Annotated in this window: 12 protein-coding genes; 5 read left to right on the top strand and 7 right to left on the bottom strand. The window is 70.9% G+C overall.

Annotated elements, in window-relative coordinates; translation table 11 throughout:
- Nucleotides 1-25 precede the first annotated feature (25 nt).
- The 3 genes from MHY30_RS07750 to MHY30_RS07740 all read right to left on the bottom strand — a co-directional run bounded on the left by MHY30_RS07750 (nt 26) and on the right by MHY30_RS07740 (nt 3899).
- Nucleotides 26-631, bottom strand: a complete 606-nt coding sequence (locus MHY30_RS07750) for a TetR/AcrR family transcriptional regulator (protein WP_239276297.1) — start codon at nt 629-631, stop codon at nt 26-28.
- 66 nt (nt 632-697) lie between these two features.
- Complete coding sequence (locus MHY30_RS07745) at nt 698-2296, bottom strand: glucoamylase family protein (RefSeq protein ID WP_239276296.1); 1599 nt, start codon at nt 2294-2296, stop codon at nt 698-700.
- Nucleotides 2297-2423: 127 nt separating this feature from the next.
- On the bottom strand, nt 2424-3899 hold the full coding sequence (locus MHY30_RS07740; RefSeq protein ID WP_239276295.1) for a helix-turn-helix transcriptional regulator: 1476 nt from the start codon (nt 3897-3899) through the stop codon (nt 2424-2426).
- 126 nt (nt 3900-4025) lie between these two features.
- Here MHY30_RS07740 and aceA point away from each other — a divergent pair, with 126 nt between their 5' ends.
- From aceA to MHY30_RS07715, 5 genes are all read left to right on the top strand, one after another.
- A complete protein-coding gene (gene aceA, locus MHY30_RS07735; RefSeq protein WP_239276294.1) occupies nt 4026-5342 on the top strand; it encodes an isocitrate lyase in 1317 nt (438 codons plus the stop codon).
- A 95-nt stretch (nt 5343-5437) separates the two neighbouring features.
- Nucleotides 5438-7096 (top strand): malate synthase A, encoded by a 1659-nt coding sequence (gene aceB / locus MHY30_RS07730; RefSeq protein WP_239276293.1) that lies wholly within the window; start codon nt 5438-5440, stop codon nt 7094-7096.
- A 73-nt stretch (nt 7097-7169) separates the two neighbouring features.
- Entirely contained in the window at nt 7170-7493 is a 324-nt protein-coding gene (locus MHY30_RS07725; protein ID WP_239276292.1) for a hypothetical protein, read from the top strand.
- A gap of 63 nt (nt 7494-7556) precedes the next feature.
- The gene (locus MHY30_RS07720) at nt 7557-8756 is read left to right on the top strand and encodes a pyridoxal phosphate-dependent aminotransferase (RefSeq protein WP_239276291.1); all 1200 of its coding nucleotides are present in this window, start codon (nt 7557-7559) and stop codon (nt 8754-8756) included.
- A 138-nt stretch (nt 8757-8894) separates the two neighbouring features.
- A complete protein-coding gene (locus tag MHY30_RS07715) occupies nt 8895-9779 on the top strand; it encodes an endonuclease domain-containing protein (RefSeq protein WP_239276290.1) in 885 nt (294 codons plus the stop codon).
- Between the two features lie 68 nt (nt 9780-9847).
- On the opposite strand, the gene MHY30_RS07710 is transcribed toward MHY30_RS07715, so the two are convergent.
- The 4 genes from MHY30_RS07710 to MHY30_RS07695 are packed head-to-tail and all read right to left on the bottom strand — an operon-like array spanning nt 9848 to nt 12665.
- Nucleotides 9848-10984 carry a UDP-N-acetylmuramate dehydrogenase gene (locus MHY30_RS07710; RefSeq protein WP_239276289.1) on the bottom strand — a complete coding sequence of 379 codons (1137 nt, stop codon included), beginning with the start codon at nt 10982-10984 and terminating at the stop codon, nt 9848-9850.
- Nucleotides 10984-11388, bottom strand: a complete 405-nt coding sequence (locus MHY30_RS07705; RefSeq protein ID WP_239276288.1) for a MaoC/PaaZ C-terminal domain-containing protein — start codon at nt 11386-11388, stop codon at nt 10984-10986. Before MHY30_RS07705 ends, MHY30_RS07710 begins: the two co-directional genes overlap by 1 nt.
- The gene (locus MHY30_RS07700) at nt 11385-11834 is read right to left on the bottom strand and encodes a MaoC family dehydratase N-terminal domain-containing protein (RefSeq protein WP_239276287.1); all 450 of its coding nucleotides are present in this window, start codon (nt 11832-11834) and stop codon (nt 11385-11387) included. Before MHY30_RS07700 ends, MHY30_RS07705 begins: the two co-directional genes overlap by 4 nt.
- Before the next feature lie 33 nt (nt 11835-11867).
- Nucleotides 11868-12665: a sulfite exporter TauE/SafE family protein gene (locus MHY30_RS07695; RefSeq protein WP_239276286.1), complete on the bottom strand. Its 798-nt coding sequence runs from the start codon at nt 12663-12665 to the stop codon at nt 11868-11870.
- Nucleotides 12666-12897 lie beyond the last annotated feature (232 nt).

Genomic DNA, 12897 nt, shown 5'->3' with positions numbered 1-12897 from the left:
GACGGGCGACCGGGATGCCGGGGCGTCAGGGCCGCGGTGCGAGGTACCCGCGGACGAACTCGGCGAAGTGGGCCACCATGTCGACCGAGTCGTCGAGCAGCCACTGCTGCTGCAGTCCGTCCATCACCGCGCTGAGGAGCCGCGCCGCGCGCTCGGGGTCGATGTCGGCGCGCACCTCTCCCGCGGCCTGCCCCGCACGCAGCAGTTCGGTGGCGCGCTCCGCGCCGTCTCGGTACCGGGCCGCGAAGGCGGCGTGAGCGGGATGGTCGGGGTCGCTCGCCTCCGCGACGACCACCGTGTACAGCGACGTGAGACCGCGCGTCGTGGCGTTGTAGGCCACGACCTTGCTCATCTGCTCGACGAGGGTGTGCTCGCGCGGGTCGCCGGCGGCCGCGCGCACGCGTTCGTCGCGCTGGCGCAACACCTCGGCGAACAGTTCCTCCTTGGTGGCGAAGTGGTGCAGCAGGCCCGCCGGGGTCAACCCCACGCGTTTGGCGACCTCCCGCAACGACCCGCTCGTGACCCCCGAGCGCCCGAAGACGAGGACGGCCTCGTCGACGATGCGCTGACGCCGCTGCTGTCCCTTCGGGTAGCTTCCGCGCGCGGCGCGCGGCATCCCCTCGTCCGCCATTCGAATCCCTCCGCACGCACCGATGCCCGGTCCCGCGAGGGTACCGGGCATCGAGCCGACCGAGCATCAGGGGCGGCGCTCACCCCACGACGATCCGAACACCTGCTGCTCCATCGCCGGGCGGAGGGTCTGCTCCATGCGGTCATCGACGAAGTAGTCCTTGAGCGTGTCGCCGGTGAGGGCGTTGCCGATGGCTGCCATGATCATCGACTGGTCGAGCGACAGGTAGCGTTCGGCGATCGTTCCGCTCTTCACCGCGACCGCGTCGTAGAAGCCTCCCGGACCGTACGCGCCGAGCTTCTTCTCGAGGCCGCGGAGGTTCTTCAGCACGCCGGGCCGGTCGTACGGCAGCGCGAGGAAGGCCGCGTGCGGGGTGACGACACCGTCCCCGAAGGCCGGGTCGGGGTTCGTCCCGGTCGCGCATCCCGCACGGTCGATGTCGACGTCGGTCTTCTCGGCATCCGAGGTGTAGCCGTCGGAGCGGATGCCGGCGATGTCGACGCCGTATTCGGCGTATCCGCCGAACGGGTTGCTGGCCGGGGAGAAGCCCCAGAACCCGTAGCCCGCCTCGTGCAGGCCGTGCCGCTTCTGCACCTCGACCGTGATCGGGTGGTTGACCGCCCACGACTGCGGGCCCCACTCCGTCTCCGGCACCAGGAGGTCGGGCATGAGCGACTCGAACATGCTGCCGCCCCAGCTGGGCACGAACGACATGCCGTCGTACGAGTAGACGCCCTCGTACACGTCGACGCCGTCGTACGTGCGCGTCTGCCCGGTGGGCAACTGCTCCTGCCATGCCCAGTCGCAGCCGGCGGGCATCGTCCGGTGCGTTCCGTACAGGGCCGTCGCCGGGATGCCGCCCTGCGCGATGCCGAGGTAGGTGGCGATCCGGCTCTCGCTCACGGTGGTGTCGTAGTGGTGGCACGTGTAGAAGGCCGTCTCGCCGCTGCCGTTGTACATCGGCGCCTCCACGGCGCAGCCCCCGCCGGGCGAGGCTTCCCAGAAGCCGCCGCGGTTGGTCCCGGCCGGCAGGCCCGCTGCCCCGGCGGTGTCGAAGAACGCCGAGAAGTCCATCGACGCGTACAGCGCGTCGGCCCGCTCGGCGAGCGACGGCTCGGCCTCGCGCACGATCCGCAGCGCCGCGGCGAGCCAGCCGTTGTCGACGGTGCTGAGGAAGGGGTGGATGACCTCGCCGGACGTCGGGAAGATCTCGAGCTTGGCGCCGGTCTCGGGCGAGTACCAGTTGTAGTACATGCCGCTGCCCTCGTTGCGCTCCATGCCCTCGAGGGTCGTCACCGTGGCCGTCAGCCGCTCGCGCGCCTCATCGGCGCCGATGATGCCGAGGTCGCGCGCGGTCACGGTCGACCACAGGTAGCCGCCGATGTTGGTCGGCGACGTGTAGCCGGATGCCGTGGCGGCATCCAGGTCTCCCCCGATGTTGTCGTCCGGGAGTCCGGTGTTCGCGTGCGCCATTGCGGCCATCGACGTCCACGTGTCCTCGGCGTATCGCAGCAGGTCGCGGGCGCCGGGGCCGCTTCCGGCCCCGACCGGTGCGCCGGCGTGCGGCGGCGGTCCGGGCGGTGCGGCGACGGCGGGAGCGGCGGCGACGAGACCGCTCACGACGAGACCTGCGATCGCGGTGGATGCCAAGCGGGTGTGCTTCATGACGGGCTCTCCTCATCGAAAGCGCTCCGGGGGGACGGAGCTCGGTGCACAAAACCTTACACCCGCGTGGTTTTTACACAACCCCGCGTCCCGCCCCGCCAGCTCGTACGTTGGCGACGGGCTCGCCTCATCGCGGCGCGTGCGCCTCCAGGAACTCGTACACCTCGGTCGTGTCGACGCCGGGGAACGCGCCCGTCGGCAGGGTCGCGAGCAGGGTGCGCGGCGTGCGGACGTTCGGCCACGCGTTGTCGCGCCACGCGGCCTCGAGCTCCGCGGGCGGACGGCGGCAGCACACCTCGACCGCGTGCCGCGAAACGCCGCGGTTGGGGGTGTCGCGCCCCCGGAACCACTTCGTGTCGTCGAACCGCACCCCGACGCTCACCGAGTGCGCGCCCTCGCTGGACTGCTCCACGCGCGCGGTGCACCAGTACGTGCCGTTGCCGGTGTCGGTGTACTGGTAGTAGGGGTTGAAGCGGTCGTCCTCGTCGAAGACGACGCGGCTCGTCCAGCGGCGGCAGCACATCTGCCCCTCGATCGACCCCAGCCGATCCGTCGGGAAGTTCACGTCGTCGTTCTCGTACGCCTTCGTGATCGTCCCCGACTCGTGCACCTTCAAGAAGTGCACCGGGATGCCGAGATGCACCGTCGCGAGATTGGTGAACCGGTGCGCGGCGGTCTCGTACGACACCGAGTAGGCGTCGCGGAGGTCCTCGATGCTGAGGGCGCGGCGGGCCTTGGCATCCCTGAGCGCGGCGACGACGTGCGCCTCGGGCATGAGGAGCGCACCGGTGAGGTAGTTCGTCTCGACGCGCTGCCGGAGGAACTCGCCGTAGCTCGTCGGCTCGGTGTGCCCGAGCATGCGGCTGGACAACGCCTGCAGCACCGACGCCCGGGGGTCGCCCTTCGCGACGCGGGTCGACAGGTACAGGCGCCCGTTCTTCACGTCGGCGATGCTGCGGGTCGTCTGCGGCAGGTCGGGCACGTAGTGCAGCGAGAACCCCAGGTAGGCGGCGATGTCGCTCGCGGCCCGCTGCGTCAGAGGCCCGCCGGGATGATCGACCGCGGCGAGGATCTCGGATGCCGTGCGCTCGAGCTCCGGGAAGTGGTTGTCCTGCGTGCGCATGAGCCGGCGCAGCGCCACGTTGGCTCGTCGCGCCTCCTCGGGCGTGGCGGAGCGTTCGTCGCGCAGCCGCTCGATCTCGGCCTGCAGCGCGAGCATCGCCGCGAGCGCCTCGTCGGGGACGGTCTTGCCGACGCGGAACGGCGTGATGCCGAGCGCCTGGAACGTCGACCCGCGCATCGCGCGCTCGACGGCGATCTCGAGGGAGGCGCGTTCGTCGAGGGGCTCGGCATCCAGGAGGGCGTCCAGGCCCGTCCCGAGCGCGCGCGCGATCGCCTGCAGCAAAGTCAGCTTCGCCTCGCGACGACCGTTCTCGATCATCGACATCTGACTCGGCGCACGGCCGACCGCTGCGGCGAGCTCGTCCAGCGTCAAGCCGCGCGCCGTGCGCAGCTGCCGGATGCGTTTGCCGATCGTGAGCGTGTCCACGCCCTCATCGTCGGATGCCGCGGAGGGGGCTGTCAGGGAGACACCGGTGTCCATGACGCGATGATCTCACCAGAACGGAAGAACGGCCAAACTTCACAGGTGATTTTGTTGAGGAGACCTGCATTCTTCGCAGACAGTGGTCTCACGGGCACCGACGCCCCGCACCCGAAGGAGGACGACATGACGATCCAGGCCACCCCCGCCTCGCAGCCCCTGCGCCCCGGCGACCAGACCGAGACCGCCGATGAGATCCGGGCCTCGTGGGAGAACGACCCCCGCTGGGACGGCATCGAGCGCACCTACTCGGCCGAGGACGTCGTCCGCCTCCGCGGGAGCGTCCGCGAGGAGTCGACCCTCGCCCGCCGCGGGGCCGAGAACCTCTGGAACCTGCTCCACACCGAGGAGTACGTCCGTGCGCTCGGCGCCTACACCGGCGGCCAGGCCGTGCAGCAGGTGCGCGCGGGCCTGAAGGCCATCTACCTCTCGGGCTGGCAGGTCGCCGCCGACGGCAACCTCGCCGGGCAGACCTACCCCGATCAGAGCCTGTACCCCGCCAACTCGGTGCCGGCCGTCGTGCGACGCATCAACAACGCGCTGCTGCGGCAGGACCAGATCGAACGCGCCGAGGGCGAGGTCACGCGGGACTGGCTCGCCCCGATCGTGGCGGACGCCGAGGCCGGATTCGGCGGACCGCTGAACGCCTACGAACTGGCGCAGTCGCTGATTGCGGCGGGGGCCGCCGGCATCCACTGGGAAGACCAGCTCGCGAGCGAGAAGAAGTGCGGGCACCTCGGCGGCAAGGTCCTCGTTCCGACGCAGCAGCACATCCGCACCCTCAACGCCGCGCGGCTCGCCGCCGACGTCGCGGGAGTGCCGACGGTCATCATCGCGCGCACCGACGCCCTCGCCGCCGACCTGCTCACCAGCGACGTCGACCCGCGCGACGCGGAGTTCCTCACCGGCGAGCGCACCAGCGAGGGCTTCTACCGGGTGCGTCCGGGCCTGGATGCCGTCATCTCGCGCGGACTCGCGTTCGCCCCCTACGCCGACCTCATCTGGGTCGAGACCGGCGAGCCCGACATCGAGCTCGCCCGCGCCTTCGCCGAGGCGATCCACGCCCGCTACCCGGGCAAGCTCCTCGCCTACAACTGCTCGCCGAGCTTCAACTGGAAGCGTCACCTCGACGACGCGCAGATCGCGACGTTCCAGGCGGACCTCGCCGCCCTGGGGTACGCGTTCCAGTTCATCACCCTCGCGGGCTTCCACGCCGTGAACCACTCCATGTTCAACCTCGCCCGCGGCTACGCCGAACGCGCCATGAGCGCGTACGTCGAGCTGCAGGAGGCCGAGTTCGCCGCCGAGGCCGTCGGCTACACCGCCACCAAGCACCAGCGCGAGGCGGGCACCGGCTACTTCGACGTCGTCTCGACCGCGCTCAACCCCGACAGCGCCACGCTCGCCCTCGCCGGCTCCACCGAAGCCGCGCAGTTCCACTGACCCCCTCTCTGCTCATCGAGTGTCCACGACACGCGGATGCCAGGATCTTCCGCCCGCGTGTCGTGGACACCGAGGCCCACACGAAAGCGACGATCATGACCCTCATCGAACCCCCGCCCACCACCGATCGACGGAACCCCGCGCCCGCGGCATCCGCGACCGCGCCGCACCTGCGGATCGAGCGCCCTCTCGAGGGGCGCGACGGCGAGATCCTCACCCCTGCGGCCCTCGCGTTCCTCACCGAGCTGCACGACCGCTTCGGCCGCCGCCGCCACGACCGGCTCGCCGCCCGCCTGCGCGGACGGTTCGAGATCGGCAACGGACACGACCCCCACTTCCGCTCCGAGACGGCGCACATCCGCGAGGACCCGTCGTGGCAGGTGGCCGGTGCCGGCCCCGGACTCGAGGACCGCCGCGTCGAGATCACCGGTCCGACCGACCCCAAGATGACCATCAACGCGCTGAACTCCGGCGCGCGGGTCTGGCTGGCCGACCAGGAGGATGCCACCTCCCCCACGTGGCGCAACGTCATCGGGGGCCAGCTCTCGCTGTTCGACGCGATCCGCGGGCAGCTGAGCTACACCAGCCCCGAGGGCAAGGAGTACCGGGTCACCGCCGAGCGCACGCCCACGATCGTGATGCGCCCGCGCGGATGGCACCTGCCCGAGAAGCACATCACGGTGATCGACCGCGCGGGCCGGGAGCTGGCGGCATCCGGGTCCCTCGTGGACTACGGCCTGTACGTCTTCCACAACGCGCACGCGCTGATCGCGGCGGGCCGGGGACCGTACTTCTACCTGCCGAAGATCGAGTCCGCCGACGAGGCACGGCTGTGGGATGACGTGTTCTCCTTCACCGAGGAGCGCCTCGGCCTCGCCCACGGCACGATCCGGGCGACGGTGCTGATCGAGACGCTGCCCGCGGCGTTCGAGATGGAGGAGATCCTCTTCGCCCTCCGCGACCACTGCGCGGGACTGAACGCCGGCCGCTGGGACTACATCTTCTCGATCATCAAGACCTACCGCGGTCGCGGAGCACGGTTCGTGCTGCCCGACCGGAGCGAGGTCACGATGACGGTTCCGTTCATGCGGGCCTACACCGAGCTGCTCGTGCGCACGTGCCACAAGCGCGGCGCCTACGCGATCGGCGGCATGAGCGCGTTCATCCCCAACCGCCGGAAGCCCGAGGTGACCGAGGCCGCGTTCGAGAAGGTCGCCGCCGACAAGCGGCGCGAGGCCGGCGACGGCTTCGACGGCACGTGGGTGGCCCACCCCGACCTGATCCCGGTGGCCCTCGCCGAGTTCGACGCGGTGCTCGGCGACCGCGACAACCAGCTCGACCGGCTGCGCGAGGACGTCGAGGTGCGAGCCGAGCAGCTGCTCGACCTGCGGATCGGCCTGCCGATCACCGCGGGCGGGGTGCGCGGCAACGTCTCGGTGGCGATCCGCTACATCGAGGCGTGGCTGCGGGGCCTCGGGGCCGTCGCGATCGACGACCTCATGGAGGACGCCGCGACCGCGGAGATCTCGCGCTCGCAGATCTGGCAGTGGATCCACCAGGACCGCTCGACCGACGACGGCACGCGCATCACGCGCGAGTACGTCGAGGGGCTGCTCGGCGACGTGCTGTCCGAGGTGACCCGCTTCGAGGGCGACCGCTTCGAAGACGCCGCCGACGTGTTCCGCGAGGTGGCGCTGCGCGACGAGTTCCCGTCCTTCCTGACGCTCCCGGCGTACGCGAAGCACCTGGACTGACCGGATTCCACGAGGGGCCGGGGCTCAGCGCTCCGGCCCCTCGCTCGTGTCCGCCACGCGCTACCGTGAGCGCATGGCATCCGTCTCCCCCGCCGGTCGGCGCGCGACCGACGCCCTCGGGATCGTCGCGATCATCCTCGCGGCGCTCATCCTGCTGCCGGCGCTGATGATCTTCCTCATCGGCCTCTCCCCCGAGATGAACGCCATCTGGTGGCTCGGAATCGTGCTGCTGCCGATCATGGCGTTCCTCGGGGGCGTCGCCGTCGTCATCGGGGTGATCGGCATTGTCCTTCGTGTGCGGCAGCACCGGAACCCCGTCCTGTCGATCATCGGGCTGGGGCTCGGCGTTCTCCTCGTCCTGCCGATGCTGTGGGTGCTGGTCGGCTCGACCGTGTGACACCGGCGTCCGCGCCGACGCGGGGCCCGCGGCATCCCGGGCGTGCCGAGTAGGCTCTGTGCCGTGACCGACCGCGCTCCGCTCTCCCGCAAGCTCTCCGCCATCGCCGAATCCGCGACCCTGAAGGTCGACGCCAAGGCCAAGGCCCTCAAGGCCGCCGGCCGTCCCGTCATCTCCTATGCGGCCGGCGAGCCCGATTTCGCCACCCCGCAGTTCGTCGTGGATGCCGCGGCCGAGGCGCTGCGCGACCCCGCGAACTTCCGGTACACCCCCGCCGCCGGCCTTCCGGTGCTGCGCGAGGCGATCGTGGCCAAGACGCGACGCGACTCCGGCCTGGAGGTCCCGGCGTCGCAGGTTATCGTCACCAACGGCGGCAAGCAGGCCGTCTACCAGGCCTTCCAGACCGTGGTGAACCCCGGCGACGAGGTGCTGCTCCCTGCGCCCTACTGGACGACGTACCCCGAGGCGATCGCGCTCGCCGACGGCGTGCCCGTCGAGGTGTTCGCCGGGGCCGACCAGGACTACAAGGTGACCGTCGCCCAGCTCGAGGCCGCCCGCACCGACAAGACCACCGTGCTGGTGTTCGTCTCGCCCTCGAACCCCACGGGCTCGGTCTACACGCCCGAAGAGACGGCCGAGATCGGCCGCTGGGCGCTCGAACACGGCATCTGGGTGATCACCGACGAGATCTACCAGAACCTCACGTACGAGGGTGCCCGCGCGGTCTCGATCGTCGAGGCGGTGCCCGAGCTCGCCGGCCAGACCCTGCTGGTCAACGGCGTCGCCAAGACGTATGCGATGACCGGGTGGCGAGTGGGCTGGATGGTAGGGCCCGCGGATGCCATGAAGCTCGCCGGCAATCTGCAGTCGCACCTGTCGAGCAACGTCAACAACATCGCGCAGATCGCCGCGGCGGCGGCCCTCAACGGCCCGCAGGACGAGGCCGAGCAGTTCCGCGAGGCCTTCGACCGGCGCCGCCGCCTGATCGTCTCGGAGCTGGCGAAGATCGAGGGGGTCGAGGTTCCCAACCCGCTCGGCGCCTTCTACGTGTACCCCGACGTGCGGGGGCTCCTGAACCGCGAGTGGGACGGCGTGACACCCACGACCTCGCTCGAGCTCGCCGACCTCATCCTCGACAAGGCCGAGGTCGCCGTGGTCCCCGGCGAGGCCTTCGGCCCGAGCGGTTACCTGCGCCTGTCGTACGCCCTCGGCGACGCGGAGCTCCTCGAGGGCATCCACCGCCTCCAGCGCCTCTTCTCCTAGTCCCAGGGCGCGAGTCGCCAAGATTTGTCGCCCGGAGCGGAGCCCGGGCGACAAATCTTGGCGACTCACACGGGGTGACCCTCCTCCACCTGGGGAGAGACCCGAATGGGAGGGGCGACGAGGCACGAGGATCGGCGGATGCCGATATCGCCCCACCTCGTCGCCCCCGCTCCCGCTTTCACCGTCGCCGAGGGCTCGGCATCCGGTCTCTCGCCCAGCAGCCTGCGGTCAGCGCGCTGGACGAGCCCGCACACGGGGGTGCGCGTCGAAGCGTCAGCGACGCAGCGGCAGCGGCTGGCCGCACTCCAGCGCGCCGCGCCTGACCATACGTTCTTCTGCGGATCGACGGCGGCCGTCCTTCTCGGGATGCCCCTGCCTCTGCCCGTCGCCACGCGGGCGTGGAGTCATCCGGTGGTCGGCGTGCCCCGCGGGCGCAATCGCATCCGTCGTCCGGGAACGAGGGGACGCGCGCTGACGGTGGGTCCGGACGACATCGTGGAGGTGGATGGCATCCGGTGCACATCCGCCCTTCGGACGTGGGCCGAGCTCGCCGAGAGCCTCAGCGTCGGGCAGCTGACCGCCATCTCGGACCATCTGATCTCGCGTCGTCGGCCCCTCGCCACGCGAGGGCAGCTCGAGCGTACGCATCTGCGCTTCCTGGGTGGGCGAGGATCTCGCCGGCGGCGGCTCGCCGTCGACTTCGCCGACGACCGGGCCGAGTCGCCGCGGGAGTCTGAGCTTCGCGTCCTGCTGATCCAGGCGGGACTTCCGACGCCCGAGACCAATGTCGAGATCTTCGACGGGCACCGCTTCGTCGCTCGCGTCGACCTGCTCTATCCGGAGGCCCGCCTCATCATCGAGTACGACGGCGACTACCACCGCGATCCGGATCAGTGGAGCCGCGACCAGTCCCGCCGTGCCGAGCTGGAGTCCCTCGGCTACCGGGTGACGGTGGTGACGGCCCGCGACTTCGACGCCCCCGAGGTGTTGCTCGCCCGTCTCCGCCGCCTCCTCCTCGCGTGAGTCGCCAGCTTTTGTCGCCCGTGCGAGCGCCGAGGCGACAAATCCTGGCGACTCGCGCCCTGGAGGGGCTACAGCTCGACGTTCACCAGGACGGGCTCGGGCTGCAGGAGCAGACCGAACTCCGACTGCACGCGCTGCTGCACGAAGCGCGCGAGTTCGGCGATCTCGGCGGCGGTCGCCTCGCCACGGTTCGTCAGCGCGAGAGTGTGCTTGGTCGACAGACCGGCGCGCGAGCGGGGGAAACGGAAACCGCGCGACAGGCCCGCGTGCTCGATGAGCCACGCCGCGCTCACCTTCACCTCGCGGCGCTCCGCCGTCGGCGGCGGCACGACGCCGTCGAACGCTGCCAGAGGGATCACCGTCACCGGGTCCACCGCCGGCGACAACGGCCACTGGGGACACTCGGCGGGCAGAGTCCGCGCGAACGCTTCGGACACGATGGCGTTCTGGAAGAACGACCCCGCGCTCCAGGTGTCCGGATCCTCGTCGTCGAGCACCATGCCCTTTCGGGCGCGCGTGGCCAGCACGTGCTCGCGGATCCAGCGCAGCGACACCGCCGTGTCGGCATCCAGTCCGAGGGCTCCGCGCAGCTGAGCGCCCTCGATGGGACGCTCACCGTCGCCGACCCGCGCGAGTTCGAGGGTCACCGAGACGATGACGGCGGGCCGTTCGGCGACCGACCCGTAGTGCTGCTTCAGCACCGAGGTGCGAAAGCCCAGCCCCAGATCGGATGCCGGGACCGTCGACAGCTCGCCGGTGGACTCGTCCAGCAGCTCCACCTCGACGAGGGTCTGCACGACCTCCTGACCGTACGCCCCGATGTTCTGCACGGGCGCGGCGCCGACCGTTCCCGGAATGCCCGACATCGCCTCGATGCCCGCGAGACCGCGGTCGACCGTCTCGGCGACGAGAGCGTCCCAATCGTGGCCCGCCTGGACGCGCAGGCGCACCGTGTCCGCGCGCGACCCGGGAAGCTCCTCGATCCCCGACGTGCGCACGAGCACGACCGTGCCGTCGAAGGGCTCGTCGCCGACGAACAGGTTCGAGCCGCCCCCCACGACGAGCCACGGCTCACCCGTCGCCCACACGTCGCGCAGGACGGTGACGAGCTCGTCGGACGTCCGCGCTTCGATGGCGCGCGCCGGGAGTCCACCCGTCCGCAGCGTCGTCAAGCCGGACAGGGGTACGGGGGTGACCTCGGCCATCAGGACAGCCGCACGCGCACCTGCGCCTTGCCGAGGACGGTGGTCCCCGCGTGCGTCACGGTGAGGTCGATACGGGCGGCCTCGTCGTCCACGGCGCCGACCTTGGCGCTGACGTGGAGGTCGGCCCCGGAGTCGGGGTCGACGACGACGGGCCGGGTGAAGCGGACGCCGTACTCGAGGATGCGCCCCGTGTCGCCGATCGCGTCTGCGAGGGTGCCGACGGCGATGCCCATCGTGAGCATCCCGTGGGCGAGCACACCCGGCAGGCCCACGGCGGCGGCGACGTCATCGCGGTAGTGGATGGGGTTGAAGTCGCCGGATGCGCCGGCGTAGCGCACGAGCGACTCGCGCGTCAGGTGCACGGAGCGTTCGGCGACGATCTCTCCCACAGTGAACGCGCTCATGCGCCGGCCTCCCCGGCCAGCAGGACGCTGGTCGTCGTCACGACGTGGGCGCCGGAGGCATCCACGATCTCGGCTTCGCTGGTGATCATCGCGTTGCCCCCGAGGGAACGGATGCCGGTGACCGACAGCGTCGCGGTGAGTTCGTCGCCCGCGACGATCGGGCGCGTGTAGCGGAAGCGCTGCTCGGCGTGGACGAGACGGGACAGCTCGATGCCCGAGTCGGGGTCGCCGAGCAGCTGCTGCAGCGTGAGGTCCTGCACGACCATGGCGAACGTCGGCGGCGCGACGACGTCGGCGTAGCCGAGCGCACGCGCGGCCTCGGGGTCGGAGTGCGGGGCGGCGTCGGCGAAGACGGCGCGGGCGAACTCGCGCACCTTCTCACGGCCGACGAGGTACGGCGCGGTCGGCGGGAAGGCACGACCGACCAGTTCGGGGTTCACGGGCACCGGTTCAGTCTATCGACCGCCGCCCCGGCATCCTCAGCGCTGGCGTCGTCCGCGCACGGCCTTCACGGCCATCTGGCTGGCGATGAAGACGAGGAACAGCGAGAACAGCACGTTGCCGACGAACGGGTCGATGAGCTTCGCCAGGAAAGCCCCGAGCGCGGTGGTCGTGCAGGCGGCGATCCCGATGCAGGCCGCCGCGGAGAGGTCGACGTTGGACCGACGCAGGTTGCCGACCGTGCCCGAGATGGCGGTGGGGATCATCATGAGCAGCGACGTGCCTCGCGCGACGAGATCGCTCGTGCCGAAGAACAGCAGCAGCGCCGGCACCACGATGATGCCGCCGCCCACGCCCAGCAACCCCGCCAGGATGCCGGTGATCAGGCCGAGCAGGGCGAGCCCCGGTCCCGTGACGAGGGTCAGCTCGAGCTCGGCGTCGCGGGAGGGGATGACGAAGTAGAGGCTGACGATCACGGCGACGAGGAACGCGACGAAGGCCCAGCGCAGCGCGGTCTGCGACAGTCGCGGGAGAAGCCACGTGCCGATCTGCGCCCCACCGACCGCACCCGCGGCGAGGATGAGCGCGGGGATCCACGCGACGTGCCCGTCGATCGCGTAGGTGATCACACCGACGGAGGCGGTGGGGACGATGGCGGCGAGCGAGGTGCCGGCGGCGAAACGCTGGTCGAAGGCGAGCAGCAGCACGAGGAGGGGCACGATCACCGTGCCACCCCCCACGCCGAAGAGGCCGGAGAGCAGACCCGCGAGCAGGCCGACCCCGATGCAGACGGTGTAGTAGCGGGCGGAGCGGGGAGGGCGGGTCTGTTCGATCACTGTGCGGAATCCTCGCGCGATGGGGTCGCGACGGGCCGACGCCCGCCGACGCACCAGTCTTCCACCTTCGCAACGGCTCTCCGGACGCGACCCGGGGCGGGAAAGAAAGCGGCCCCCGGTGGTCCGAAGCCGCGTCCACCGGGGGCCGTCGCCCTCACAGGTCAAGCGGAACGGTGACCCGAACACCGGTCTGCGACCACGATCGCGAGGGTGCGACAGGAAAGAAGCTACC

Source organism: Microbacterium sp. ACRRU, assembly GCF_022346945.1.
Taxonomy (GTDB): Bacteria; Actinomycetota; Actinomycetes; order Actinomycetales; family Microbacteriaceae; genus Microbacterium; species Microbacterium mcarthurae.
The sequence above is the reverse complement of the archived record's forward strand: the minus strand, read 5'-3'. Positions and strand labels throughout refer to the sequence as shown.